Source organism: Streptomyces sp. NPDC005017 (genome assembly GCF_042873115.1).
Lineage (GTDB): Bacteria > Actinomycetota > Actinomycetes > Streptomycetales > Streptomycetaceae > Streptomyces.
In genome coordinates this window covers 12,890-38,493 of record NZ_JBIALD010000007.1, presented here as the reverse complement: position 1 = coordinate 38,493, position 25,604 = coordinate 12,890, and the positions used below count along the sequence as shown (strand labels likewise).

At 71.1% G+C, this 25,604-nt stretch carries 23 protein-coding genes; 21 read left to right on the top strand and 2 right to left on the bottom strand.

Features of this window, described 5'->3' with window-relative positions:
- Positions 1–281 precede the first annotated feature (281 nt).
- Positions 282–896: a 30S ribosomal protein S4 gene (rpsD, locus tag ACFYR0_RS12590; RefSeq protein WP_015661793.1), complete on the top strand. Its 615-nt coding sequence runs from the start codon at positions 282–284 to the stop codon at positions 894–896.
- Between the two features lie 33 nt (positions 897–929).
- Here the strand turns inward: rpsD and ACFYR0_RS12585 are convergent, their stop codons facing one another.
- On the bottom strand, positions 930–3,116 hold the full coding sequence (locus ACFYR0_RS12585; RefSeq protein WP_389325566.1) for an ATP-binding protein: 2,187 nt from the start codon (positions 3,114–3,116) through the stop codon (positions 930–932).
- 163 nt (positions 3,117–3,279) lie between these two features.
- Between ACFYR0_RS12585 and ACFYR0_RS12580 the strand changes: the two genes are divergently transcribed.
- The 14 genes from ACFYR0_RS12580 to nusB all read left to right on the top strand — a co-directional run bounded on the left by ACFYR0_RS12580 (position 3,280) and on the right by nusB (position 16,576).
- Entirely contained in the window at positions 3,280–3,735 is a 456-nt protein-coding gene (locus tag ACFYR0_RS12580; protein WP_389325562.1) for a DUF948 domain-containing protein, read from the top strand.
- 9 nt (positions 3,736–3,744) lie between these two features.
- Positions 3,745–4,098, top strand: a complete 354-nt coding sequence (locus tag ACFYR0_RS12575) for a hypothetical protein (protein ID WP_389325558.1) — start codon at positions 3,745–3,747, stop codon at positions 4,096–4,098.
- Complete coding sequence (gene alaS, locus ACFYR0_RS12570) at positions 4,098–6,770, top strand: alanine--tRNA ligase (protein ID WP_389325555.1); 2,673 nt, start codon at positions 4,098–4,100, stop codon at positions 6,768–6,770. The genes ACFYR0_RS12575 and alaS overlap by 1 nt, the downstream gene beginning before the upstream one ends.
- The gene (gene ruvX / locus ACFYR0_RS12565) at positions 6,770–7,234 is read left to right on the top strand and encodes a Holliday junction resolvase RuvX (RefSeq protein ID WP_389325552.1); all 465 of its coding nucleotides are present in this window, start codon (positions 6,770–6,772) and stop codon (positions 7,232–7,234) included. Before alaS ends, ruvX begins: the two co-directional genes overlap by 1 nt.
- Before the next feature lie 122 nt (positions 7,235–7,356).
- Positions 7,357–9,012, top strand: a complete 1,656-nt coding sequence (gene mltG / locus ACFYR0_RS12560) for an endolytic transglycosylase MltG (RefSeq protein WP_389325549.1) — start codon at positions 7,357–7,359, stop codon at positions 9,010–9,012.
- Complete coding sequence (locus ACFYR0_RS12555; RefSeq protein WP_389325546.1) at positions 9,012–9,848, top strand: shikimate dehydrogenase; 837 nt, start codon at positions 9,012–9,014, stop codon at positions 9,846–9,848. The genes mltG and ACFYR0_RS12555 overlap by 1 nt, the downstream gene beginning before the upstream one ends.
- 49 nt (positions 9,849–9,897) lie before the next feature.
- Entirely contained in the window at positions 9,898–10,302 is a 405-nt protein-coding gene (locus tag ACFYR0_RS12550) for a hypothetical protein (RefSeq protein WP_389325543.1), read from the top strand.
- Positions 10,303–10,486: 184 nt separating this feature from the next.
- Positions 10,487–11,671, top strand: a complete 1,185-nt coding sequence (gene aroC / locus ACFYR0_RS12545; protein WP_389325540.1) for a chorismate synthase — start codon at positions 10,487–10,489, stop codon at positions 11,669–11,671.
- Complete coding sequence (locus tag ACFYR0_RS12540) at positions 11,668–12,183, top strand: shikimate kinase (RefSeq protein ID WP_389325537.1); 516 nt, start codon at positions 11,668–11,670, stop codon at positions 12,181–12,183. The genes aroC and ACFYR0_RS12540 overlap by 4 nt, the downstream gene beginning before the upstream one ends.
- A complete protein-coding gene (gene aroB / locus ACFYR0_RS12535) occupies positions 12,180–13,262 on the top strand; it encodes a 3-dehydroquinate synthase (protein WP_389325534.1) in 1,083 nt (360 codons plus the stop codon). The genes ACFYR0_RS12540 and aroB overlap by 4 nt, the downstream gene beginning before the upstream one ends.
- Before the next feature lie 151 nt (positions 13,263–13,413).
- Positions 13,414–14,220, top strand: a complete 807-nt coding sequence (locus ACFYR0_RS12530; RefSeq protein ID WP_389325531.1) for a Pro-rich N-terminal domain-containing protein — start codon at positions 13,414–13,416, stop codon at positions 14,218–14,220.
- A gap of 202 nt (positions 14,221–14,422) precedes the next feature.
- Positions 14,423–15,529 carry an aminopeptidase P family protein gene (locus ACFYR0_RS12525; RefSeq protein WP_389325528.1) on the top strand — a complete coding sequence of 369 codons (1,107 nt, stop codon included), beginning with the start codon at positions 14,423–14,425 and terminating at the stop codon, positions 15,527–15,529.
- Positions 15,530–15,578: 49 nt separating this feature from the next.
- On the top strand, positions 15,579–16,145 hold the full coding sequence (gene efp / locus ACFYR0_RS12520; RefSeq protein WP_356400411.1) for an elongation factor P: 567 nt from the start codon (positions 15,579–15,581) through the stop codon (positions 16,143–16,145).
- 2 nt (positions 16,146–16,147) lie between these two features.
- On the top strand, positions 16,148–16,576 hold the full coding sequence (gene nusB / locus ACFYR0_RS12515) for a transcription antitermination factor NusB (RefSeq protein ID WP_386377243.1): 429 nt from the start codon (positions 16,148–16,150) through the stop codon (positions 16,574–16,576).
- A gap of 216 nt (positions 16,577–16,792) precedes the next feature.
- Here nusB and bldD read toward each other — a convergent pair whose 3' ends face one another.
- A complete protein-coding gene (gene bldD, locus ACFYR0_RS12510; protein WP_386384402.1) occupies positions 16,793–17,293 on the bottom strand; it encodes a transcriptional regulator BldD in 501 nt (166 codons plus the stop codon).
- Between the two features lie 255 nt (positions 17,294–17,548).
- Between bldD and pyrR the strand changes: the two genes are divergently transcribed.
- The 6 genes from pyrR (at position 17,549) to carB (ending at position 25,561) form a co-directional block, all read left to right on the top strand.
- Positions 17,549–18,133: a bifunctional pyr operon transcriptional regulator/uracil phosphoribosyltransferase PyrR gene (gene pyrR / locus ACFYR0_RS12505; RefSeq protein ID WP_389325524.1), complete on the top strand. Its 585-nt coding sequence runs from the start codon at positions 17,549–17,551 to the stop codon at positions 18,131–18,133.
- Between the two features lie 138 nt (positions 18,134–18,271).
- The gene (locus ACFYR0_RS12500) at positions 18,272–19,249 is read left to right on the top strand and encodes an aspartate carbamoyltransferase catalytic subunit (RefSeq protein WP_386384398.1); all 978 of its coding nucleotides are present in this window, start codon (positions 18,272–18,274) and stop codon (positions 19,247–19,249) included.
- 4 nt (positions 19,250–19,253) lie between these two features.
- On the top strand, positions 19,254–20,540 hold the full coding sequence (locus tag ACFYR0_RS12495) for a dihydroorotase (RefSeq protein ID WP_389325521.1): 1,287 nt from the start codon (positions 19,254–19,256) through the stop codon (positions 20,538–20,540).
- Entirely contained in the window at positions 20,537–21,106 is a 570-nt protein-coding gene (locus ACFYR0_RS12490; protein ID WP_389325519.1) for a hypothetical protein, read from the top strand. The genes ACFYR0_RS12495 and ACFYR0_RS12490 overlap by 4 nt, the downstream gene beginning before the upstream one ends.
- The gene (gene carA / locus ACFYR0_RS12485) at positions 21,103–22,260 is read left to right on the top strand and encodes a glutamine-hydrolyzing carbamoyl-phosphate synthase small subunit (RefSeq protein WP_389325516.1); all 1,158 of its coding nucleotides are present in this window, start codon (positions 21,103–21,105) and stop codon (positions 22,258–22,260) included. Before ACFYR0_RS12490 ends, carA begins: the two co-directional genes overlap by 4 nt.
- Complete coding sequence (carB, locus tag ACFYR0_RS12480; RefSeq protein WP_389325513.1) at positions 22,253–25,561, top strand: carbamoyl-phosphate synthase large subunit; 3,309 nt, start codon at positions 22,253–22,255, stop codon at positions 25,559–25,561. Before carA ends, carB begins: the two co-directional genes overlap by 8 nt.
- Positions 25,562–25,604: the final 43 nt, after the last annotated feature.

The window sequence follows — 25,604 nt, the reverse complement described above, 5'->3', positions numbered from 1 at the left end:
AGACTGCTCCGAAGTGCCGAGTCCCGCGCAGTCAGAGCGGGACGACCGGCCGGAACCCCTCAGGGGTTCCAGGAGCGTCGCGCACCGTCGATCGGTGTCGCGGGCAGCCCACCACCACCCGGAGTCCCGGGAGCGGCCGGTGGGCCACTCGCGTGCTGCACGTATGTGCCCAGACCAGGGGAGCGGCTGCCCACCAGGCCCGGCAACGGACCGGCGGGTTTCCCCGGCTGCGGATGCGACCTCCCACAACTCTGACGAGCCGAACTAGGAAATGAGAAACAGTGGCGAACCAGTCCCGCCCCAAGGTCAAGAAGTCGCGTGCCCTCGGCATCGCGCTGACCCCCAAGGCCGTCAAGTACTTCGAGGCCCGTCCCTACCCGCCGGGTGAGCACGGCCGCGGCCGCAAGCAGAACTCGGACTACAAGGTCCGTCTGCTCGAGAAGCAGCGTCTGCGCGCGCAGTACGACGTGTCCGAGCGTCAGCTCGTCCGCGCCTACGAGCGTGCCTCCAAGGTCCAGGGCAAGACCGGTGAGGCCCTGATCATCGAGCTCGAGCGCCGTCTCGACGCGCTGGTCCTGCGTTCGGGCATCGCCCGCACGATCTACCAGGCCCGCCAGATGGTCGTCCACGGCCACATCGAGGTCAACGGCCAGAAGGTCGACAAGCCGTCCTTCCGCGTCCGTCCCGACGACGTCGTGATGGTCCGCGAGCGCAGCCGTGAGAAGACCCTCTTCTCCATCGCCCGTGAGGGCGGCTTCGCCCCCGAGGGTGAGACCCCGCGCTACCTCCAGGTGAACCTCAAGGCCCTGGCGTTCCGCCTGGACCGTGAGCCGAACCGCAAGGAGATCCCGGTGATCTGCGACGAGCAGCTCGTCGTCGAGTACTACGCCCGCTGATCCCAGCAGGCGCGGTACCACCACTCGCGGTACTCAGCCCGTCGCCTCCCCGCCCCTACGGGTGGGGGAGGCGGCGGGCTTCCGCGTGTCCGCGGCGCCCCGGGTCCGCCGTACCGGCCCGGCGCTCCCCGTCTCCTCAGGTGCCTCGGGCGGGCGGGGACCGGAGCGGCCGAGGGCCCGTGCCACCGCCGCGCGCCGGCCGAGCCGCCCGCCGAGCCGCACGCACTCCTCGTAGCGGGTGTCGCCCAGTTCCTCGCGGGCCGCGGCCTCGCACAGCTCGTGCGGCCGGTTGTAGTGGGCCGAGCCGAACAGCGGCAGCCCGACCGAGGGCCACATCCCCGCCGCCGCGCCCTGGAGCACCGCCGCCTCGGCCGGGTCGCCCTCGGCCACGGTCACCAGCGCCAGCAGTTCCACCACCAGCACCGAGCAGAGCAGGTCGTTGAAGCCGTCCGCGGCGGCCAGGCAGTCCGTGAGCAGCGACCTCGCGCGCCCCGGATCGCCGTCGCCCCAGGCCGCGTACGCCAGCACGAACAGCGCGTAGGAACGGGCCCAGCGCTCCCCGTGGTCCTCGCACACCCTGCGCACGTCCTCGCTCAGCCGCACCGCGCCGGACAGGTCGCCCCGGAAGGCGAGGGTCATGGCCAGCTCCACCTGGCCCATCAGTACGTTGCTGTTGAGCTCGCCGATCTCCTGGTAGCGCTCCAGCGCCGAGCGCAGCAGCGTCTCCGCGCGGGCCGTGTCGTCGGTGACCAGGGCCAGACAGCCGGTGCGGTGCTCGGCGTAGGCCGCCGCCGTCGCGCTGCCGAGCCGTTCGGCCTCCTCCCGGCACTCGTGCAGTGCCGCCAGCGCGGCCACCGCGTCGCCCTGGAGCACGGCGACATAGCCGAGCACCCACAGGGCCTTGAGCCGGGACTGCTCCTGGGCGGGCTCCTCGGGGGAGGGCAGTTGGACGCTGCGCTCCAGCCAGCGCCGGCCCTCTGGCAGCCGGCCGCAGCCGACCCAGCAGAACCAGAGCGCGCCCGCCAGGTACTGGCCCAGATGTGCCTCGTCCGGGTCGGAGAGGCTGTGCTCCAGGGCGAGCCGCAGATTCGGCAGTTCCGCCTCGACGCGGGCGGCGACCTCGTCCTGCCGGGGCGAGAACCAGTCGAGTTCGCACAGGGTGGCGAAGCCCAGGTACCAGTCGCGGTGTCTGCGCCGCAGCCGCTCGGCGTCGCCCGTCGCCTCCAGCCATGCGGTGCCGTAGGCGCGCACGGTGTCGAGCATGCGGTAGCGCGGCCCCGCCGGGGTGTCCTCGCGGGCCACCACGGACTGGGAGAGCAGCGCGCCGAGCACGTCGAGGGCGTCGGCGGCGGGCAGTCCGTCGCCGCTGCACACGTACTCCACGGCCTCCAGGTCGAACTGTCCGGCGAACACCGACAGCCGCGACCACAGCAGCCGCTCCTCGGGGGTGCACAGCTCGTGGCTCCAGCCGATCGCGGTGCGCAGCGTCTGGTGGCGGGGCAGGGCGTCGCGGCCGCCGCCGGTGAGCAGCCGGAACCGGTCGTCGAGCCGGTCCAGCATCTGGGCGGGGGAGAGGGCGCGCAGCCGGCCCGCGGCCAGTTCGACGGCGAGGGGGATGCCGTCCAGGCGCCGGCACAGTTCGCGTACCCGCCGGTCCGTGGCGCTCAGGCCGAGCCCTTGGGCGGCGGCGCGTTCCACCAGCAGTTCCACCGCGTCGTCCGTGCCCAGCGGGGTGAGCGGGAACAGCCGTTCGCCGGCCAGGGCGAGCGGGCGGCGTCCGACGGCCAGCACCCTCAGTCCCGGCAGTCGCCGCAGCAGTTCGCCCACGAGTTCGGCGGAGGACTCCACCAGATGCTCGAACCCGTCGAGGACCAGCAGGAGTTCGCGTCCCGCGAGCTGTTCCAGCAGGGTCTCGCGTGGCTGCCGGGTGGTCTGGTCGGTCAGCCGGAGGGCCTCCATCAGCGTGTACGCGATGAAGTCCGGGTCGCGTAACGCGGCCAGCTCCACCCGCCACACCCCGTGCGGGAGGCGGCGCCGCGCGGCCGCGTGGGCGGCGAGCCGTGACTTGCCGACCCCGCCGCCCCCGGTCACGGTCACCAGACGGGAGGCGTCCAGCGCGGCCGCCAGCCCGCCCAGCTCGGCCGTGCGGCCCACGAACGCGTCCAGCTCCGCGGGCAGATTGCCCCGGCCCGGCTCCCCGGCGCCCTGTTCCCCTCGCATAGGACACGGAGCGTACTGAACCGTAATCACTCCGTACAATCGCGCAGCGGTATTCCGCTTCGGCCCGGGCTCTAATCCGGTACGGTGCGCCATCCATGGCGCGATAGGCTCGGTGCACTGCTTTTTCAGGGTTCCGAAGTTCAGAGCACGTTTCAGGGAGCGGGTGCGCAAGGTGTCCGGTGGAGAGGTGGCCGGGATCCTGGTGGCCGTCTTCTGGGCGATCCTGGTGTCCTTCCTCGCGGTGGCACTCGCGAGGCTGGCCCAGACGCTCAGGGCGACCACCAAGTTGGTCGCGGACGTGACGGACCAGGCCGTACCGCTGCTGGCCGACGCCTCGGCGGCGGTGCGTTCCGCGCAGACCCAGATCGACCGGGTGGACGCGATCGCCTCCGACGTCCAGGAGGTCACGTCGAACGCCTCCGCGCTCTCCACGACCGTCGCCTCCACCTTCGGCGGCCCCCTGGTCAAGATCGCCGCGTTCGGGTACGGCGTGCGCCGGGCCCTGGGCGGCCGGGGTGACGAAGTGCCCGCGCAGGCGCCCCGGCGTACCGTGATCGTGGGCCGTACGGTCGGGGGCACCCGGCGGGAAAAGCGAGAAACCCGCAGGAAGAGGAGCTGACACCGACCGATGTTCCGCCGCAGCTTCTGGTTCACCACGGGCGTCGCCGCCGGTGTGTGGGCCACCACCAAGGTCAACCGCAAGCTCAAGCAGCTGACCCCCGAGCATCTCGCCGTCACCGCCACCAACAAGGCGATCGAGACCGGTCAGCGACTGAAGGACCGTGCGGTGGGCTTCGCCCTGGACGTCCGCGACAACATGGCCCAGCGGGAGGCCGAGCTCGAGGAGGCACTCGGCATCGACGAGCGCCCCGGACTTCCCGCGCCCCGGCGGCACTCCGCCATCGAGAACCGCAGCAACCCGAAGTACATCGAGTCCACGGTGTACCGGAACAGCACGAACAACCGGAATGAGGACCACTGATGGAGTCGGCTGAGATCCGCCGCCGCTGGCTGAGCTTCTTCGAGGAGCGCGGGCACACCGTCGTCCCTTCGGCGTCGCTCATCGCGGACGACCCGACTCTGCTCCTGGTCCCCGCCGGCATGGTGCCCTTCAAGCCCTACTTCCTGGGTGAGGTCAAGCCCCCGTTCGACCGTGCCACCAGCGTGCAGAAGTGCGTGCGCACACCGGACATCGAAGAGGTCGGCAAGACCACCCGGCACGGCACGTTCTTCCAGATGTGCGGCAACTTCTCCTTCGGCGACTACTTCAAGGAAGGCGCCATCAAGTACGCCTGGGAGCTGCTCACCAGCCCCCAGGACAAGGGCGGTTACGGCCTGGAGCCGGAGAAGCTCTGGATCACCGTCTACAAGGACGACGACGAGGCCGAGCGCATCTGGCACGAGGTCGTCGGGGTGCCCAAGGAGCGCATCCAGCGTCTGGGCATGAAGGACAACTACTGGTCCATGGGCGTGCCCGGCCCGTGCGGCCCCTGTTCCGAGATCAACTACGACCGCGGCCCCGAGTTCGGCGTCGAGGGCGGCCCCGCCGTCAACGACGAGCGGTACGTGGAGATCTGGAACCTCGTCTTCATGCAGTACGAGCGCGGCGAGGGCATCGGCAAGGACAACTTCGAGATCCTCGGCGAGCTGCCCAGCAAGAACATCGACACGGGCCTCGGCCTGGAACGCCTCGCCATGATTCTGCAGGGCGTGCAGAACATGTACGAGATCGACACCTCCATGGCCGTCATCGGCAAGGCCACCGAGCTGACCGGTGTCCGCTACGGCGCCGCCCACGCCTCGGACGTGTCCCTGCGCGTGGTCACCGACCACATGCGCACCGCCACGATGCTCATCGGCGACGGCGTCACCCCGGGCAACGAGGGCCGTGGCTACGTGCTGCGCCGCATCATGCGCCGCGCCATCCGCAACATGCGGCTGCTCGGCGCCACCGGTCCGGTCGTCAAGGACCTGATCGACACCGTGATCGGCATGATGGGCCAGCAGTACCCGGAGCTGATCACCGACCGCGAGCGCATCGAGAAGGTCGCCCTCGCGGAGGAGAACGCCTTCCTCAAGACGCTGAAGGCCGGCACCAACATCCTCGACACCGCCGTCACCGAGACCAAGGCCGCCGGCAGCGCGGTCCTCGCCGGTGACAAGGCCTTCCTGCTCCACGACACCTGGGGCTTCCCGATCGACCTCACCCTGGAGATGGCCGCCGAGCAGGGGCTGTCCGTGGACGAGGACGGCTTCCGTCGCCTGATGAAGGAGCAGCGGGAGCGCGCCAAGGCCGACGCCCAGGCCAAGAAGACCGGCCACGCCGGCACCGGTGCGTACCGGGAGATCGCCGACAAGGTCGGCGAGACCGAGTTCATCGGCTACGGCGACACCGAGGGCGAGTCGACGATCGTCGGCATCCTCGTCGACGGGGCCTCCTCCCCGGCCGCCACCGAGGGCGACGAGGTCGAGATCGTCCTGGACCGCACCCCGTTCTACGCCGAGGGCGGCGGCCAGATCGGTGACACCGGCCGGATCAAGGTCGACTCCGGTGCCGTCATCGAGATCCGCGACTGCCAGAAGCCGGTGCCCGGGGTGTACGTCCACAAGGGCGTCGTCCAGTTCGGCGAGGTCACCGTCGGTGCCAAGGCCCACGCCTCCATCGACTCCCGTCGCCGTACGGCCATCGCCCGTGCCCACTCGGCGACCCACCTCACCCACCAGGCCCTGCGCGACGCCCTCGGCCCGACGGCCGCCCAGGCCGGTTCGGAGAACCAGCCCGGCCGTTTCCGCTTCGACTTCGGTTCGCCGTCCGCCGTTCCCACGGCCGTGATGACCGACGTCGAGCAGAAGATCAACGAGGTGCTCGCCCGCGACCTGGACGTGCACGCCGAGGTCATGGGCATCGACGAGGCCAGGAAGCAGGGCGCCATCGCCGAGTTCGGCGAGAAGTACGGCGAGCGCGTCCGCGTGGTCACCATCGGCGACTTCTCCAAGGAGCTGTGCGGCGGCACCCACGTCCACAACACCAGCCAGCTCGGCCTGGTCAAGCTGCTCGGCGAGTCGTCGATCGGCTCCGGTGTCCGCCGTATCGAGGCCCTCGTCGGCGTGGACGCCTACAACTTCCTCGCCCGTGAGCACACGGTCGTCGCCCAGCTCCAGGAGCTGATCAAGGGCCGTCCGGAGGAGCTGCCGGAGAAGGTCTCCGCGATGCTCGGCAAGCTGAAGGACGCCGAGAAGGAGATCGAGAAGTTCCGCGCGGAGAAGGTGCTCCAGGCCGCCGCGGGTCTCGCCGGTTCCGCCAAGGACGTCCACGGCGTCGCCCTGGTCACCGGTCAGGTCCCGGACGGCACCACGCCGGACGACCTGCGCAAGCTGGTCCTGGACGTGCGTGGCCGCATCCAGGGCGGCCGGGCTGTGGTGGTGGCCCTGTTCACCGTCAGCAACGGCAAGCCGCTGACCGTCATCGCCACCAACGAGGCCGCCCGTGAGCGCGGTCTGAAGGCCGGTGAGCTGGTGCGTACCGCCGCCAAGACCCTCGGCGGCGGCGGTGGCGGCAAGCCGGACGTCGCCCAGGGCGGCGGCCAGAACCCGGCCGCCGTCGGCGAGGCCGTGGACGCCGTCGAGCGCCTGGTCGCGGAGACGGCCAAGTAATGCGCAGAGGACGTCGGCTCGCCATCGACGTCGGGGACGCCCGTATCGGGGTCGCCTCGTGCGACCCCGACGGGATCCTCGCCACCCCGGTGGAGACCGTCCCCGGCCGGGACATCCCCGCGGCGCAGCGCCGGCTGAGGCAACTGGCCGAGGAGTACGAGCCGATCGAGGTCGTCGTCGGTCTCCCTCGCTCCCTCAAGGGGGGCGAGGGCCCCGCCGCCCTGAAGGTCCGCGGCTTCGCCCAGGAATTCGCACGCATGATCGCGCCGATTCCGGTGAGGCTCGTGGACGAGCGGATGACAACCGTCACAGCCAGTCAGGGGCTGCGCGCCTCGGGCGTGAAGTCCAAGAAGGGCCGTTCCGTCATCGACCAGGCAGCCGCCGTGATCATCCTCCAGCAGGCGCTGGAATCCGAACGGGTGTCAGGTAAAGCTCCGGGCGAGGGCGTCGAAGTGGTCATCTGATCGCGATACGGTAACGTTCCGCGCGATGTGGCGGCGTTCGAACAGCCACCGCACAAGAAGAGGCGGAACGGAACCGGGCTCCCCACGGCCCATCGGCTCCACCTCGCGGCTCTAGGGGATCGATGACTGAGTATGGCCGGGGCCAAGGCTCCGAACCGTGGCATCCGCAGGACCCGTTGTACGGGGACGGCGGATGGGAAGGACAGCAGGCCCAGCAGGGTCATCAGTCTGCCTACGGCGGCCAGCAGCAGCACCCGCAGCAGCAGTACGACCAGTGGGGCAACCCGGTCGACCCCTACGGCCGGCCCCAGCAGCAGTACCCCCAGCACTACGGTCAGCAGCCCCAGCAGCAGTACGACAACAGCGGCTGGGGCACGGGCAGCCACCCGCAGGCCCCCTATCCGGGTGACCCCGTCGACCCCTACGGGCAGCAGGCCCAGGCCTACGGTGACCAGCGGCCCGACTTCTACCAGACCCCCGACGCGTACCCGCCGCCCGAGCCGCCCTCCCGCCGCCGTCCCGAACCCGAGCCCGAGCCCGAGTGGGATCCGGGCCCCGACCAGGGCGAGAGCGACTTCTTCGCGGGTGGGAACGACGACGAGGACGACTTCGACGACGACCCGGGCGACCGGCGCGGCCGCGGAGACCGCCGGGGCCGCGGTGGCAAAGACGCCAAGGGTGGCAAGGGCGCCAGGAACAAGAAGAGCCGCAGCGGCTGCGCCTGCCTGGTCGTCGCCCTGGTCTTCGCCGGCGGCGTCGCCGGCGTCGGCTACTTCGGCTACCAGTTCTACCAGGATCGTTTCGGCTCGGCCCCGGACTTCGCGGGCGGCGGCAACGGCGAGCAGGTCACCGTCACCATCCCCAAGGGCGCGACGGGCGCCGTCATCGGTCAGGAGCTGAAGCGGGCCGGTGTGGTCAAGAGCGTCGACGCCTTCGTCGCCGCCCAGCAGCAGAACCCCGACGGCAAGAGCATCCAGGACGGCGTCTACACGCTCCAGCAGGAGATGTCGGCCGAAAGCGCTGTCGAACTGATGCTCAGTGACGAGAGCCGCAGCAACCTGATCATCGCCGAGGGCTGGCGCAACGCCAAGGTCTACGAGGTCATCGACACGCGCCTGGAGCTCGACAAGGGCACCACGGCCAAGATCGCCAAGGAGGACTGGGCGAGCCTCGGCCTGCCCGAGTGGGCGCAGAACCACGAGAACGTCAAGGACCCGCTCGAAGGTTTCCTCTACCCCTCCAGCTACGCGGTCGCCAAGGGCCAGAAGCCCAAGGACGTCCTGAAACAGATGGTGGCCCGGGCCACCGAGACGTACGAGGACATGGGCGTCGAGAAGAAGGCCGAGAGCCTCGGACTCGAGGACCCCTGGCAGCTGATCACCGTCGCGAGCCTGGTCCAGGCCGAGGGCACCAGCCACGACGACTTCCGCAAGATGGCCGAGGTCGTCTACAACCGCAGGAAGTCCGGCAACCCGCAGACGTACGGGAAGCTGGAGTTCGACTCCACGTACAACTACATCAAGAACCAGAGCAAGATCGACCTCACGCTCGAAGAGCTGCGGAACTACGACAACCCGTACAACACGTACTACTACCGGGGCCTGCCGCCCGGACCCATCAGCAACCCGGGCGAGGACGCGCTCAAGGGCGCGCTGAAGCCGACGGACGACGGCTGGTACTACTTCATCTCGCTCGACGGCAAGACCAGTAAGTTCACCAAGACGAACGCCGAGCACCAGAGGCTCGTCGAAGAGTTCAACGCCTCCAGGAACAGCTGATGACCGCCGCCGCGCCTCGCAGGGCAGCCGTGCTCGGCTCCCCGATCGACCACTCCCTCTCCCCGGTGCTGCACCGCGCCGCGTACGAGGAACTGGGGCTCACGCACTGGTCGTACGACCGGTTCGAGGTGGACGAGGCGGCGCTGCCCGGCTTCGTCGAGGGGCTCGGCCCGGAGTGGGCCGGGCTGTCGCTGACCATGCCGCTCAAGCGGGCGGTCATGCCGCTGCTGGACTCCGTCAGCGAGACCGCCGCCTCCGTGGACGCCGTGAACACCGTGGTGTTCGGCGCGGACGGCACCCGCCGCGGGGACAACACCGACATCCCCGGCATCGTGGCCGCCCTGCGCGAGCACGGCATCGACAAGGTCGACGCGGCCGCGATCCTCGGCGCGGGCGCCACCGCCTCCTCCGCGCTGGCCGCCCTCGCCCGCGTCTGCACCGGAGAGATCTCGGTCTACGTCCGCAGCGAGGCCCGGGCCGCCGAGATGCGGCAGTGGGCCGAGCGACTGGACGTCGAGGTACGCATCGCCGACTGGGCGGACGCCGAGCAGGCGCTGCGCGCGCCCCTGGTCGTCGCGACCACCCCCGCCGGTGCCACCGACGCCCTCGCCCCCCACCTCCCCGAGCGCCCCGCCGCCCTCTTCGACGTGCTCTACGACCCCTGGCCCACCCAGCTCGCCGCCCGCTGGTCGGCGTACGGCGGCGCCGTCGTGAGCGGCCTGGACCTACTGGTCCACCAGGCCGTCCTCCAGGTCGAGCAGATGACGGGCCGCGCCCCGGCGCCGCTGGACGCCATGCGCAGGGCGGGTGAGCGGGCGCTCACCGAACGGCGCTAAGATCCGGTCGGTCCCGCAGGGGGCGGGGCCGGAAGGGGGACAGCATCTGATGGATTCCGGTGTGCAGCTCGCGTCCGGGAAGAGCGAGATCTTCGAGGCGCTGCTGAAGTTCATGCCCGAGTGGGTGCAGATCACCGTGCTGGCGCTGGTCGTGCTGATCGTCGTCATCGCGTGGGGCGTCTCGCTCAAGGGGAAGATCGACCAGCGCCGGGCCCGGCGCTCCGGGGTGCCTGTCATGGCGCCGTCGCAGGGCAGCGGGGCCGACCATCTGGGCCCGTACGCGCCGCAGGCCGCTCCGGCTCAGCCGAGCGGCGCCGACTTCCTGGGCCCGTACGCGCCGCAGGCGCAGACCCAGGCTCAGGCCCAGGGGACCGGTGCTCCGGCGCAGCCCAGCGGGGCCGACTTCCTCGGGGCCTACGCGCCCGCTCAGCCGCGCCGGGACGGCTCGGTCTGACGAAGTCCTGTCAGGTTCTGTGTCAGGTCCCGTCCGTCTGATGGACCGAAGGCCGGGACCGGGGCACGGACGTGGGAGGATCGGTGATGGCGGGCCCAGGGCCGCGCACCTGGTCTCGCCGTCGCCGTACGCGCCGAGACGCGTACGCAGGCAGTGACCGGGGCGCGAGCATTGAGGAGCACCGTTGAGCAGGTTGCGCTGGCTGACCGCGGGGGAGTCGCACGGCCCCGCACTCGTGGCGACGCTGGAGGGCCTTCCGGCCGGCGTGCCGATCACCACGGAGATGGTGGCGGACCACCTGGCCCGGCGCCGGCTCGGTTACGGACGCGGTGCCCGGATGAAGTTCGAGCAGGACGAGGTCACCTTCCTCGGTGGCGTCCGGCACGGTCTCAGCCTCGGTTCTCCCATCGCGGTCATGGTGGGCAACACCGAGTGGCCCAAGTGGGAGCAGGTCATGTCGGCCGACCCGGTGGACCCGGCCGAGCTCGCCCAGATGGCCCGCAACGCGCCGCTCACCCGTCCCCGCCCCGGCCACGCCGACCTCGCGGGGATGCAGAAGTACGGCTTCGACGAGGCCCGTCCGATCCTGGAGCGCGCCTCCGCCCGTGAGACCGCGGCCCGGGTCGCGCTCGGCGCGGTCGCCCGCTCCTACCTGAAGGAGACGGCCGGCATCGAGATCGTCTCGCACGTCGTGGAGCTGTGCTCCGTGAAGGCCCCGCAGGGCGTGTACCCGACCCCGGCCGACGTCGAGAGGCTGGACGCCGACCCGCTGCGCTGCCTCGACGCCGACGCCTCCAAGGCGATGGTGGCCGAGGTCGACCAGGCCCACAAGGACGGCGACACCCTGGGCGGTGTCGTCGAGGTGCTGGCGTACGGCGTTCCCGTGGGCCTCGGTTCGCATGTGCACTGGGACCGCAAGCTGGACGCCCGGCTGGCGGGCGCCCTGATGGGCATCCAGGCGATCAAGGGCGTCGAGATCGGTGACGGCTTCGAACTGGCGCGGGTGCCCGGCTCCCAGGCCCACGACGAGATCGTGAACACGCCCGAGGGCATCAAGCGGGCCTCCGGCCGGGCCGGCGGCACCGAGGGCGGCCTGTCCACCGGCGAGCTGCTGCGGGTGCGTGCCGCGATGAAGCCCATCGCGACCGTGCCGCGCGCGCTCCAGACGGTGGACGTCAGCACGGGCGAGGCCGCCCAGGCGCACCACCAGCGCTCCGACGTCTCCGCGGTCCCGGCCGCCGGCATCGTCGCGGAGGCGATGGTCGCGCTGGTGCTGGCCGACGCGGTGGCGGAGAAGTTCGGCGGCGACAGCGTCGTGGAGACCCGGCGCAACGTGACGTCGTACCTCGACAACCTGCACATCCGATGAGCGGACCGCTGGTCGTCCTGGTCGGCCCGATGGGCGTGGGCAAGTCCACCGTCGGGCAGCTGCTGGCCGAGCGGCTCGGCGTGGCCTACCGGGACACCGACGCGGACATCGTCGCCGCCGAGGGCCGGGAGATCTCCGACATCTTCGTCGAGGAGGGCGAGCCCGCCTTCCGCGCCCTGGAGAAGCAGGCGGTCGCCGACGCCCTGGCCGAGCACGGGGGCGTCCTCGCGCTGGGCGGCGGCGCCGTGCTCGACGCGGACACCCGCGCGCTGCTGGCCGGCCGCCCCGTCGTCTACCTCTCCATGGACGTCGAGGAGGCGGTCCGGCGCACCGGACTGAACGTGGCCCGGCCGCTGCTCACGGTGAACCCGCGCAAGCAGTGGCGGGAACTGATGGAGGCCCGGCGGCACCTGTACGAGGAGGTCGCCACGGCGGTCGTCGCGACCGACGGCCGTACGCCCGAGGAGGTCACCCGGGCCGCCCTGGACGCACTGGAGTTGAAGGAAGCATGAGCGAGACGGTGACGACGATCCACGTCGGCGGCAACGACCCGTACGACGTGCTGGTGGGCCGTCAGCTCCTGGGCGAGCTGGCCGGTCTGATCGGCCCGAGGGCCAAGCGGGTCGCGGTCATCCACCCCGAGGCGCTGGCCGAGACCGGTGACGCGCTGCGCGCCGATCTGGCCGGGCAGGGCTACGAGGCCGTCGCGATCCAGGTGCCCAACGCCGAGGAGGCCAAGACCGCCGAGGTCGCGGCCTACTGCTGGAAGGCGCTGGGCCAGTCCGGCTTCACCCGCACCGACGTCGTCGTCGGCGTCGGCGGCGGGGCGACCACGGACCTCGCGGGCTTCGTGGCCGCGACCTGGCTGCGGGGCGTGCGCTGGATCGCCGTCCCCACCACGGTCCTGGCCATGGTCGACGCGGCCGTCGGCGGCAAGACCGGCATCAACACGGCCGAGGGCAAGAACCTGGTCGGCGCCTTCCACCCGCCGGCCGGTGTGCTCTGCGACCTGGCCGCGCTGGACTCCCTCCCGGTCAACGACTACGTCTCCGGGCTCGCCGAGATCATCAAGGCCGGCTTCATCGCCGACCCGGTGATCCTGGAGCTCATCGAGTCCGACACCGAGGCGGCCCGTACGCCCGCGGGTCCGCACACCGCGGAGCTGATCGAGCGCTCGATCCGGGTCAAGGCGGAGGTGGTCTCCGCGGACCTGAAGGAGTCGGGCCTGCGGGAGATCCTCAACTACGGTCACACCCTCGGCCACGCCATCGAGAAGAACGAGCGCTACAAGTGGCGCCACGGTGCCGCGGTCGCGGTCGGCATGCACTTCGCCGCCGAACTGGGCCGCGTGGCGGGCCGCCTGGACGACGCCACGGCGGACCGGCACCGCGCCATCCTCGAGGCGGTCGGCCTGCCCCTGCACTACCGGTACGACCAGTGGCCCAAGCTTCTGGAGGCCATGAAGGTCGACAAGAAGTCCCGCGGTGACCTGCTGCGCTTCATCGTCCTGGACGGTCTGGCCAAGCCGACGGTCCTGGAGGGTCCCGATCCGGCCGTACTGCTCGCGGCGTACGGCGAAGTGGGGCAGTAAGTCCGCTCCGCCCGATTCGCCCGCCCTGCCGGGCACTTGTGGCCGCCCCCCGCCGTTCACCAAAGGACGGCCGGGGGCGGTACCGTTCGGTAGGGAGCGGGTCCGCCCCGCCGCCACCGCCCATTGCCTGTACGAGACGGAGTGGCACCGGATGCAGCACGCAGTGGGGTCTCCGCTGCCGCCGCCCCACCAGCCGGGGCACGGACCGGCCGCGAGCTGGCCGTCGGCCGCGCAGCAGCAGGGTCAGCACCACCCGGTCCCGCCACCGCCGCCCGCGCACGGCTTCACCGCGCCGCCGCCGGGGCCGCCCGCCGACTCCACCGGGCATGTCCCGCTGCCGCCCGGCGGGCCGGTCGGGGTGCCGAGCGCGCCCCCGGCCGCGATGGGGCCCGACCCGCAGACCACCACGCTGGCCGTGCTGCTCATAGGGCCCGCGGGGGCCGGCAAGACCAGCGTCGCGAAGCACTGGGCCGGCCGGCGCCGGGTGCCGACGGCCCACATCAGCCTGGACGACGTCCGCGAGTGGGTGCGCTCGGGGTTCGCCGACCCGCAGTCCGGGTGGAACGACCACTCCGAGGCGCAGTACCGGCTCGCCCGCCGGACCTGCGGTTTCGCCGCGCGCAACTTCCTCGCCAACGGGATCTCCTGCATTCTCGACGACGCCGTGTTCCCCGACCGGCCCGTGGTGGGGCTCGGCGGGTGGAAGCGGCATGTGGGGCCCGGGCTGCTTCCGGTCGTGCTGCTGCCGGGGCTGGAGATCGTCCTGGAGCGGAACGCGGAGCGCTCGGGGAACCGGCGGCTGTCCGACGAGGAGGTCGCCCGTATCCACGGCAGGATGGCCGGGTGGTACGGGTCGGGGCTGCCCATCATCGACAACTCCCAGCTGGATGTCCCGGGGACGGCGCGGGTGCTGGACGAGGTGCTGGCCAGGGCGGTGGCGAGTCCGCCGAAGTGGTGACTTCGCCGCTTCGAGGCCTTCCCCCGCCCACGCACCGCCGGTGACTGTTTCCCGGGATGCCCGGCCCTTCCTTCTGCGGCTGGGCGCCGTCGGCGGCTTGCCCTCGCTCCGTGGTCCTGTGGCTGGGCGCCCATGGCGGCGTTCGCGCCACGGATGGCTTTCTCGACCGGCGACATCCGGCCACCCCTCGTACGCTCGGTTCATGTCAGAGGTGCACGCATCCCGCCGAACGCGGCTACGAGAGCGCTGCAACGCGGCCGGCAGCGCGGCGGCGCTGATCTCCCGCCCCGCCAATGTGCGGTACCTCGCGGGCGCGGCCCCGCTGGGCGCCGTACTGCTTCTCGGTAAGCACGAGGACCTCCTCGTGTGCACCGGCCCCCCGGACGACCCGGTCGTCGAGGGCCGGGCCGACGAGGCGCTGCGTCAGCACACGCTGCCCCGCGCTGGCGGTGATCCGGCCGTCGCGGCCGCCGATCTCGCGCAGGCCCAGGGCGCGGACTCCCTCGCGGTCGAGGAGCACCACCTCACGGTGGCCCGGCACCGGGCCCTGGGCGACGTCGCCCCGGCCCTGCGCCTCGGTGACGTGGGCGGCGCCGTCGAGCAGCTCCGGGTGGTCAAGGACGAGGAGGAGATCTCCTGTCTGCGCATCGGCGCCGAGATCGCCGACCAGGCGCTGGGAGAGCTGCTCGAATCCATCCTGGTCGGCCGCACCGAGCGCCACCTCGCGCTGGAGCTGGAGCGGCGGCTCGTCGACCACGGCGCGGACGGCCCGGCCTTCCCCACCTCCGTCGCCACCGGCCCCAACGCCGGACGCCGCGCCCACCGCCCCACCGACCGCCGGGTGGAGGAGGGCGACTTCCTCTCCGTGTGCCTCGGCGCGAACTACCGCGGCTACCGCTGCGAGATCGGGCGTACCTTCGTCATCGGGACCACGCCGGCGGACTGGCAGATCGAGTTGTACGACCTCGTCTTCGCGGCGCAGCGGGCCGGCCGGGAGTCGCTCGTGCCGGGCGCGACGTACCGGGACGTTGACCGCGCCGCACGTCAGGTACTGGACTCCGCGGGCTATGCGGAGGGCCTCGCACCGCTCACCGGTCACGGGGTCGGACTCGAAATCGACGAGGACCCTCAGTTGACCCCCGCGGCAATGGGTAAACTGGACGCTTGCGTGCCGGTCACCGTCGAACCGGGGGTTCACCTCCCGGGCCGGGGTGGTGTCCGGATCGATGACACGCTCGTCGTACGCCCCGAGGCGGACGGCGGACCCGAGCTACTCACCATCACGACCAAGGAGCTGCTCGCCCTCTAGCGAGGCGCGTGCCCCGGGGTCGTACGTCAGTCCAGGAGATTCCGCAACCGTGGCTTCCACGAACGACCTCAAGAACGGCATGGTGCTCAAGCTCGATGGCGGCCAGCTGTGGTCCGTCGTCGAGTTCCAGCACGTCAAGCCCGGCAAGGGCCCGGCCTTCGTGCGCACCAAGCTCAAGAACGTGCTCTCCGGCAAGGTCGTCGACAAGACCTTCAACGCCGGCGTCAAGGTCGAGACGGCCACTGTCGACAAGCGCGACATGCAGTTCTCGTACATGGACGGCGAGTACTTCGTGTTCATGGACATGGACACCTACGACCAGCTGCACATCGACCGGAAGACCGTCGGCGACGCCGCGAACTTCCTGATCGAGGGCTTCACGGCCGTTGTCGCCCAGCACGAGGGCGAGGTGCTCTTCGTCGAGCTGCCGGCCGCCGTCGAGCTGGTCATCGCCGAGACCGAGCCGGGCGTCCAGGGCGACCGCTCCACCGGTGGCACCAAGCCCGCCACCCTGGAGACCGGCCACCAGATCCAGGTTCCGCTCTTCATCACCACCGGTGAGAAGATCAAGGTCGACACCCGTACCAGCGACTACCTCGGCCGGGTGAACAGCTAACCGTGGCTGCTCGCAACACGGCCCGCAAGCGCGCCTTCCAGATCCTCTTCGAGGGCGACCAGCGCGGCGTCGACGTCCTGACGGTCCTCGCGGACTGGATCCGGCTCTCCCGGGCCGACACCCGGCAGCCGCCGGTCAGCGAGTACACGATGCAGCTGGTCGAGGGCTACGCCGAGTACGAGCGGCGGATCGACGAGCTGATCTCGCAGTACTCGGTCGGCTGGACGCTCGACCGGATGCCGGTCGTCGACCGCAACATCCTGCGCCTCGGCGCGTACGAGCTGATCTGGGTCGACGAGACGCCCGACGCGGTCGTGCTGGACGAGATGGTCCAGCTGGCGAAGGAGTTCTCCACGGACGACTCGCCCGCCTTCGTCAACGGCCTGCTGGGGCGTCTGAAGGAGCTCAAGCCGACGCTGCGGCGCGCGTAGCGAGACGGAGCGCCAGGGGCGCGGGGAACAGGGACCGGTGGGCGGCCGCGAGCCGTCCGTGGCCGGTCCCTGTTGCCCGCGCCCCTTCCGTGCGTCTCCGTGCCTCGCGGCCCGCGCGTCGGGCAGCGCTCAGCGGCCACGCAAAACGCCGGGGTGGCGGGAACCGAACGGTTCCCGCCACCCCGGCGTTACGTTTCTGCTCAACCGGCGCAGCGGTCAGTTGTCCTCGTGGGAGACCGCGCGGCGCGCGTCGGCGTCCAGGACGCCCCAGCTGATGAGCTGCTCGGTCAGGACCGAGGGCGACTGGTCGTAGATGACGGCGAGGGTGCGCAGGTCGTCCTGGCGGATCGAGAGCACCTTGCCGTTGTAGTCCCCGCGCTGGGACTGGATGGTGGCCGCGTAACGCTGGAGGGGGCCCGCCTTCTCGGGCGGAACCGTGGCCAGCCGCTCCAGGTCCAGGACCAGCTTCGGCGGGGGCTCGGCGGCGCCGCCCGGGGTGGTGCCCGGCAGCAGTTCCTGCACCGGCACGCCGTAGAAGTCCGCCAACTCGGCGAGACGCTGCACGGTCACGGCGCGGTCACCGCGCTCGTAGGAACCGACCACGACGGCCTTCCAGCGCCCCTGGGACTTCTCCTCGACACCGTGGAGGGAAAGGCCCTGCTGGGTGCGGATGGCCCGGAGCTTGGCCCCGAGCTGTTTGGCGTATTCGCTGGACATATAGCTCCCCGGCACTGGGTCGACGCGGCCGGCTTGGTTTCCGTGCCGCGCGGCTGGTAACTCACTGTGAGGTTACGCAGCGTTACACTCTCACGTCAAGCCGAACGGTCCGCGCCGACTGTTCCCCGACGGCCGGGGCCGGTTGGGCCAAGGGGGTGAGGTGGGGCGCCCGAGGGGTGCCTGTTAGTGTGGATGGCGCAATCCCGACGTCCTTTAAGGTCCGTCCCGTGAGGCGGAGAAGGAGGTCCGTTTCGTATGGACAAGCAGCAGGACGCGCAAGCGTCGGATGCGCGGCCCGTTCTCGAGGGCCCCGACATCGCACGGGTACTGACCCGCATCGCCCACGAGATCGTCGAGCGCGCCAAGGGCGCCGACGACGTGGTGCTCCTGGGCATCCCGACCCGGGGCGTCTTCCTCGCCCAGCGGCTCGCCGTCAAGCTCGAGGAAATCACCGAGCGCAAGGTGCCGTGCGGCTCACTGGACATCACCATGTACCGCGACGATCTCCGGCTGCACCCGCCGCGGGCGCTGGCCCGCACCGAGATCCCCGGTGACGGCATCGACGGCCGGCTCGTCGTCCTCGTCGACGACGTGCTCTTCTCCGGCCGCACCATCCGCGCCGCGCTCGACGCCCTGAACGACATCGGGCGGCCGCGCGCGGTGCAGCTCGCGGTCCTCGTCGACCGCGGACACCGCGAACTGCCGATCCGCGCCGACTACGTCGGCAAGAACCTCCCCACGTCGCTGCGGGAGACGGTCAAGGTCCTGCTCGCCGAGGAGGACGGTCGCGACACCGTGCTGCTCGGTGTTCGGCCGGCCGCCCCGGGCGAGCAGGAGTAGCCCGCGGGGCGTACGCCGCTGTCGTGCGTCCCGCCGCCGCGCCCACGCCTGCCCGCTGGCGCCCTTCGGGCCCCGCCACGAGCGCCTGCCGCCGCGGGCCCCGCCTCACCCGCTGAACTTCCCTACGGAGCCTGACAGATGAAGCGTCACCTCATCTCGGCCGCCGACCTGACCCGCGACGACGCCGTCCTGATCCTCGACACCGCCGAGGAGATGGCCCGGGTCGCGGACCGGCCGATCAAGAAACTCCCGACCCTGCGCGGTCGCACCATCTGCAACCTCTTCTTCGAGGACTCGACCCGGACCCGGATCTCGTTCGAGGCCGCCGAGAAGCGACTGTCCGCCGACGTGATCAACTTCGCGGCGAAGGGATCGAGCGTCTCCAAGGGCGAGTCCCTGAAGGACACCGCCCAGACGCTGGAGGCGATGGGCGTGGACGCCGTCGTCATACGGCACAGCGCCTCCGGCGCCCCCTACCGTCTGGCCACCTCCGGCTGGATCGACGCCCCGGTCATCAACGCCGGCGACGGCACCCACCAGCACCCCACCCAGGCCCTGCTGGACGCCTTCACCATGCGCCGCCGGCTGGTCGGCCGCGACGCCGGGCTCGGCCAGGACCTGACGGGCAGGCGCATCACGCTCGTCGGCGACGTCCTGCACAGCCGGGTCGCCCGCTCCAACGTCGACCTGCTGCACACCCTCGGCGCCGAGGTCACCCTGGTCGCGCCGCCCACCCTGGTGCCGGTCGGCGTCGAGACCTGGCCCTGCGAGGTGTCCTACGACCTGGACTCCACGCTGCCCAAGTCCGACGCGGTGATGATGCTGAGGGTGCAGCGCGAGCGCATGAACGCCGCCTTCTTCCCCACCGAGCGCGAGTACTCCCGCCGCTACGGCCTGGACGGCGAGCGCATGGCGCGGCTGCCCGAGCACGCCATCGTGATGCACCCCGGCCCGATGGTGCGCGGCATGGAGATCACCGCCGAGGTCGCCGACTCCGACCGCTGCACGGTCGTCGAGCAGGTCGCCAACGGCGTGTCGATCCGGATGGCCGTCCTCTACCTGCTGCTCGGTGGCAACGAGCCCGCCGTCACCCACACCCGTACCGAGGAGAAGTAAGAGCATGAGCAAGATCCTGATCCGTGGTGCGAAGGTGCTCGGCGGCGAGCCGCAGGACGTCCTGATCGACGGCGAGACCATCGCCGAGGTCGGGCAGAACCTGTCGGCCGAGGGCGCCGAGGTCGTCGAGGCGGCCGGCAAGGTGCTGCTGCCGGGCCTGGTCGACCTGCACACCCATCTGCGCGAGCCGGGCCGCGAGGACTCCGAGACCGTGCTGACCGGCACCCGCGCGGCCGCCTCCGGCGGCTACACCGCAGTGTTCGCCATGGCCAACACCTTCCCCGTCGCCGACACCGCCGGTGTGGTCGAGCAGGTCTACCGGCTCGGCCAGGAGCACGGCTACTGCGACGTGCAGCCGATCGGCGCCGTCACCGTCGGCCTGGAGGGCAAGAAGCTCGCCGAACTGGGCGCCATGCACGAGTCCGCCGCCGGGGTCACCGTCTTCTCCGACGACGGCAAGTGCGTCGACGACGCCGTGATCATGCGCCGCGCCCTGGAGTACGTGAAGGCCTTCGGCGGTGTCGTCGCCCAGCACGCGCAGGAGCCGCGGCTGACCGAGGGCGCCCAGATGAACGAGGGCGTCGTCTCCGCCGAGCTGGGCCTGGGCGGCTGGCCCGCCGTCGCCGAGGAGTCGATCATCGCCCGTGACGTGCTGCTCGCCGAGCACGTCGGCTCCCGGGTGCACATCTGCCACCTCTCGACCGCCGGCTCCGTCGAGATCGTCCGCTGGGCCAAGTCCCGCGGCATCGACGTCACCGCCGAGGTCACCCCGCACCACCTCCTCCTGACGGACGAGATGGTGCGCACCTACAACCCCGTCTACAAGGTCAACCCGCCGCTGCGCACCGAGCGTGACGTGCTGGCGCTGCGCGAGGCCCTCGCCGACGGCACCATCGACATCGTGGCCACCGACCACGCCCCCCACCCGCACGAGGACAAGGACTGCGAGTGGGCCGCCGCCGCCATGGGCATGGTGGGCCTGGAGACCGCGCTGTCGGTGGTCCACGAGACGATGGTGGCCACGGGTCTGCTGGACTGGGCGGGGGTCGCCGACCGCATGTCCTTCAAGCCCGCCGAGATCGGGCAGGCCAAGGGGCACGGGCGTCCCGTCTCGGCCGGTGAACCCGCCAACCTCACGCTCGTCGACACGGCATACCGTGGGCAGGTGGACCCCGAGGGCTTCGCCTCGCGCAGCCGCAACACCCCGTACGAGGGACGTGAGCTGCCGGGCCGTGTCACGCACACCTGGCTCCGGGGCAAGGCCACCCTCGTCGACGGGAAGCTCACGTGACACCTTTCATCCTGCTGGCCGCCGAGAAGAAATCGGCAGAGGTCACCGACTGGGCCGCCCGGCTGGGCTGGGTTCTCGGACTCGTCCTGTTCGTGGCGCTCGTCTACTGGCTGATGCGCGAGGGCTGGAAGTGGCGCGGCACGCTCCAGGGCGACCTGCCGGAGCTGCCCAGCGCGCCGACCGAGCCCGGCGAGGCCAGACTGACGATGAGCGGCCGTTACCACGGCTCGACCACCGCCGGGCAGTGGCTGGACCGCATCGTGGCGCACGGCCTCGGCACCCGCAGCCGGGCCGAGCTCACCCTGACGGACGCGGGACTGGACGTCGTACGCCCCGGAGCGGCCGACTTCTTCGTCCCGCGCGAGGCGCTGCGTGAGGCCCGGCTCGACAAGGGCATCGCCGGCAAGGTCCTCACCGAGGGCGGGCTGCTCGTGGTGACCTGGGAACACGGCGACAGACTGCTCGACTCCGGCTTCCGCTCCGACCGTGCCGCCGAGCACGGCGAGTGGGTGGCCGCCATCAACTCCATGATCGAAACCAACAGCACGGAAGGCGCCGAACGATGACGACCTCCAACCAGGGAGCCGCCTCGCAGAGGCACAAGGCGGCTCCCGCCGTACTCGTCCTGGAGGACGGCCGTACGTTCCGCGGCCGCGCCTACGGGGCCGTGGGGGTGACCTTCGGCGAGGCCGTGTTCTCCACCGGCATGACCGGCTACCAGGAGACCCTCACCGACCCGTCGTACCACCGCCAGGTCGTCGTGATGACCGCCCCGCACGTCGGCAACACCGGCGTCAACGACGAGGACCCCGAGTCCCGGCGGATCTGGGTCTCCGGCTACGTCGTGCGCGACCCCGCGCGCGTGCCGTCCAACTGGCGCGCCAAGCGCTCGCTGGACGAGGAGCTGCGCCACCAGGGCGTCGTCGGCATCTCCGGCATCGACACCCGCGCCCTCACCCGCCACCTGCGCGAGCGCGGCGCCATGCGCGTCGGCATCTTCTCCGGCAACGCGCTGCCCGACGAGGGCACCATGCTCGCCGAGGTCCGCCAGGCCCCCGAGATGGCGGGCGCGGACCTCGCCGCCGAGGTCGCCACCGAGGAGACGTACGTCGTCCCCGCGATCGGTGAGAAGAAGTACACCGTCGCCGCCGTCGACCTCGGCATCAAGGGCATGACCCCGCACCGCATGGCCGAGCGCGGCATCGAGGTGCACGTGCTGCCCGCCACCGCCACCGCCGAGGACGTCTACGCCGTCAACCCCGACGGGGTGTTCTTCTCCAACGGCCCCGGCGACCCGTCCACCGCCGACCACCCGGTCTCCGTCATGCGGGCGGTCCTGGAGCGCGGCACGCCGCTGTTCGGCATCTGCTTCGGCAACCAGATCCTCGGCCGCGCCCTCGGCTTCGGCACCTACAAGCTGAAGTACGGCCACCGCGGCATCAACCAGCCGGTGCAGGACCGCACGACCGGCAAGGTCGAGGTCACCGCGCACAACCACGGCTTCGCCGTCGACGCCCCGCTCGACAAGGTGTCCGACACCCCCTACGGCCGCGTCGAGGTCTCCCACGTCTGCCTCAACGACAACGTGGTGGAGGGCCTCCAGCTGCTCGACCAGCCGGCCTTCAGCGTCCAGTACCACCCCGAAGCGGCGGCCGGCCCGCACGACGCCGCCTACCTGTTCGACCGCTTCGTCTCCCTGATGGAGGGCCAGCGTGCCTAAGCGCACCGATATCCAGTCCGTCCTGGTCATCGGCTCCGGCCCGATCGTCATCGGCCAGGCCGCCGAGTTCGACTACTCCGGCACCCAGGCGTGCCGGGTGCTGAAGTCCGAGGGCCTGCGGGTCATCCTCGTGAACTCCAACCCGGCGACGATCATGACCGACCCCGAGATCGCCGACGCCACCTACGTCGAGCCGATCACCCCGGGCTTCGTCGAGAAGATCATCGCCAAGGAGCGCCCCGACGCGCTGCTGCCCACCCTGGGCGGCCAGACGGCCCTGAACACCGCCATCGCGCTCTCCGAGAACGGCGTCCTCGACAAGTACGGCGTCGAACTGATCGGCGCCAACGTCGAGGCGATCCACAAGGGCGAGGACCGCGACCAGTTCAAGCTGGTCGTCGAGGCGGTCAACACCAAGATCGGCCACGGCGAGTCCGCCCGCTCGGTCATCTGCCACACCATGGACGACGTCCTCGAGGGCGTCGACACCCTCGGCGGCTACCCCGTCGTCGTCCGCCCGTCCTTCACCATGGGCGGCGCCGGCTCCGGCTTCGCCCACGACGAGGACGAGCTGCGCCGCATCGCCGGCCAGGGCCTCACGCTCTCCCCGACCACCGAGGTGCTCCTGGAGGAGTCCATCCTCGGCTGGAAGGAGTACGAGCTGGAGCTGATGCGCGACAAGAACGACAACGTCGTGGTCGTCTGCTCCATCGAGAACTTCGACCCCATGGGCGTGCACACCGGCGACTCCATCACCGTCGCCCCGGCGATGACGCTGACCGACCGCGAGTACCAGGTGCTGCGCGACGTCGGCATCGCGATCATCCGCGAGGTCGGCGTCGACACCGGCGGCTGCAACATCCAGTTCGCGGTGAACCCCGAGGACGGCCGCGTGATCGTCATCGAGATGAACCCGCGCGTGTCGCGTTCCTCGGCGCTCGCCTCCAAGGCCACCGGCTTCCCGATCGCCAAGATCGCCGCCAAGCTCGCCGTCGGCTACACCCTCGACGAGATCCCGAACGACATCACCCAGGAGACCCCGGCCTCCTTCGAGCCCACGCTCGACTACGTCGTCGTCAAGGCGCCCCGGTTCGCCTTCGAGAAGTTCCCGCAGGCCGACTCCTCGCTGACCACCACCATGAAGTCGGTCGGCGAGGCCATGGCCATCGGCCGCAACTTCACCGAGGCCTTCCAGAAGGCACTGCGCTCCCTGGAGAAGAAGGGCAGCCAGTTCACCTTCGTCGGCGAGCCCGGCGACAAGGCCGCCCTGCTGGCCGAGTCCGTCCGCCCCACCGACGGCCGGATCAACACCGTCATGCAGGCCATCCGCGCGGGCGCCACCCAGGAGGAGGTCTTCGAGTACACGAAGATCGACCCCTGGTTCGTCGACCAGCTCTTCCTGATCAAGGAGATCGCGGACGAGCTCGCCGAGGCCGACAAGCTCACCCCCGAGCTGCTCGCCGAGGCCAAGCGGCACGGCTTCTCCGACCACCAGATCGGCGAGATCCGCGGCCTGCGCGAGGACATCGTCCGCGAGGTCCGGCACGCCCTCGGGGTCCGCCCGGTCTACAAGACGGTCGACACCTGCGCCGCCGAGTTCGCCGCGCGCACGCCGTACTTCTACTCCTCCTACGACGAGGAGAACGAGGTCGCCCCGCGCGAGAAGCCGGCCGTCATCATCCTGGGCTCCGGCCCGAACCGCATCGGCCAGGGCATCGAGTTCGACTACTCCTGCGTCCACGCCTCCTTCGCGCTGTCCGACGCCGGGTTCGAGACCGTCATGGTCAACTGCAACCCGGAGACCGTCTCCACCGACTACGACACCTCCGACCGGCTCTACTTCGAGCCGCTCACCCTGGAGGACGTCCTGGAGATCGTCCACGCCGAGCAGCAGGCCGGGCCGGTCGCGGGCGTCGTCGTGCAGCTCGGCGGACAGACCCCGCTCGGCCTGTCGCAGGCGCTGAAGGACAACGGCGTGCCGATCGTCGGCACCTCCCCGGAGGCCATCCACGCCGCCGAGGACCGCGGCGCGTTCGGCCGGGTCCTCGCCGAGGCCGGACTGCCCGCCCCCAAGCACGGCACCGCCACCACCTTCGCCGGGGCCAAGGCCATCGCCGACGAGATCGGCTACCCGGTCCTCGTCCGTCCGTCGTACGTCCTCGGCGGCCGCGGCATGGAGATCGTCTACGACGAGACCCGGCTGGAGTCGTACATCGCCGAGTCGACCGAGATCAGCCCCACCCGGCCGGTCCTCGTCGACCGCTTCCTCGACGACGCCATCGAGATCGACGTCGACGCCCTCTACGACGGCGAGGAGCTCTACCTCGGCGGCGTCATGGAGCACATCGAGGAGGCCGGCATCCACTCCGGCGACTCCGCGTGCGCCCTGCCCCCGATCACGCTCGGCGGCTTCGACATCAAGCGTCTGCGCGCCTCCACCGAGGCCATCGCCAAGGGCGTCGGCGTGCGCGGCCTGATCAACATCCAGTTCGCGATGGCCGGCGACATCCTCTACGTCCTGGAGGCCAACCCGCGCGCCTCGCGCACGGTGCCCTTCACCTCCAAGGCGACCGCCGTGCCGCTGGCGAAGGCCGCCGCCCGTATCTCGCTGGGCGCCACCATCGCCGAGCTGCGCGCCGAGGGCCTGCTCCCGGCCACCGGCGACGGCGGCGAGCTGCCGCTGGACGCGCCGATCTCCGTCAAGGAGGCCGTCATGCCGTGGTCGCGCTTCCGCGACATCCACGGCCGCGGCGTGGACACCGTCCTCGGCCCGGAGATGCGCTCCACCGGCGAGGTCATGGGCATCGACTCGGTCTTCGGCACGGCGTACGCCAAGTCGCAGGCCGGCGCCTACGGCCCGCTGCCCACCAAGGGCCGCGCGTTCATCTCCGTCGCCAACCGCGACAAGCGCTCGATGATCTTCCCGGCCCGCGAGCTGGTCGCCCACGGCTTCGAGCTGATGGCCACCTCCGGCACCGCCGAGGTCCTCAAGCGCAACGGCATCCACGCCACGGTCGTGCGCAAGCAGTCCGAGGGCACCGGCCCCAACGGCGAGCGGACCATCGTCCAGCTCATCCACGACGGCGAGGTCGACCTCATCGTCAACACCCCGTACGGCACCGGCGGCCGCCTTGACGGCTACGAGATCCGCACGGCGGCCGTGGCCCGCTCGGTGCCGTGCCTGACGACGGTCCAGGCGCTCGCCGCCGCCGTCCAGGGCATCGACGCGCTCAACCACGGGGACGTGGGCGTCCGATCGCTCCAGGAACACGCCGAACACCTGACCGCGGCCCGCGACTAGCAGCCGAAGAGGGGGACACCGGAAACGGTGTCCCCCTCTGTAT

Coding starts and splice junctions, on each gene's coding strand:
- ACFYR0_RS12585 (WP_389325566.1), bottom strand. CDS start 3,116: ATGCGAGGGGAACAGGGCGCCGGGGAGCCGGGCCGGGGCAATCTGCCC.
- ACFYR0_RS12575 (WP_389325558.1), top strand. CDS start 3,745: ATGTTCCGCCGCAGCTTCTGGTTCACCACGGGCGTCGCCGCCGGTGTG.
- alaS (WP_389325555.1), top strand. CDS start 4,098: ATGGAGTCGGCTGAGATCCGCCGCCGCTGGCTGAGCTTCTTCGAGGAG.
- ruvX (WP_389325552.1), top strand. CDS start 6,770: ATGCGCAGAGGACGTCGGCTCGCCATCGACGTCGGGGACGCCCGTATC.
- mltG (WP_389325549.1), top strand. CDS start 7,357: ATGACTGAGTATGGCCGGGGCCAAGGCTCCGAACCGTGGCATCCGCAG.
- ACFYR0_RS12555 (WP_389325546.1), top strand. CDS start 9,012: ATGACCGCCGCCGCGCCTCGCAGGGCAGCCGTGCTCGGCTCCCCGATC.
- ACFYR0_RS12550 (WP_389325543.1), top strand. CDS start 9,898: ATGGATTCCGGTGTGCAGCTCGCGTCCGGGAAGAGCGAGATCTTCGAG.
- ACFYR0_RS12540 (WP_389325537.1), top strand. CDS start 11,668: ATGAGCGGACCGCTGGTCGTCCTGGTCGGCCCGATGGGCGTGGGCAAG.
- aroB (WP_389325534.1), top strand. CDS start 12,180: ATGAGCGAGACGGTGACGACGATCCACGTCGGCGGCAACGACCCGTAC.
- ACFYR0_RS12530 (WP_389325531.1), top strand. CDS start 13,414: ATGCAGCACGCAGTGGGGTCTCCGCTGCCGCCGCCCCACCAGCCGGGG.
- ACFYR0_RS12525 (WP_389325528.1), top strand. CDS start 14,423: ATGTCAGAGGTGCACGCATCCCGCCGAACGCGGCTACGAGAGCGCTGC.
- bldD (WP_386384402.1), bottom strand. CDS start 17,293: ATGTCCAGCGAATACGCCAAACAGCTCGGGGCCAAGCTCCGGGCCATC.
- pyrR (WP_389325524.1), top strand. CDS start 17,549: ATGGACAAGCAGCAGGACGCGCAAGCGTCGGATGCGCGGCCCGTTCTC.
- ACFYR0_RS12500 (WP_386384398.1), top strand. CDS start 18,272: ATGAAGCGTCACCTCATCTCGGCCGCCGACCTGACCCGCGACGACGCC.
- ACFYR0_RS12495 (WP_389325521.1), top strand. CDS start 19,254: ATGAGCAAGATCCTGATCCGTGGTGCGAAGGTGCTCGGCGGCGAGCCG.
- carA (WP_389325516.1), top strand. CDS start 21,103: ATGACGACCTCCAACCAGGGAGCCGCCTCGCAGAGGCACAAGGCGGCT.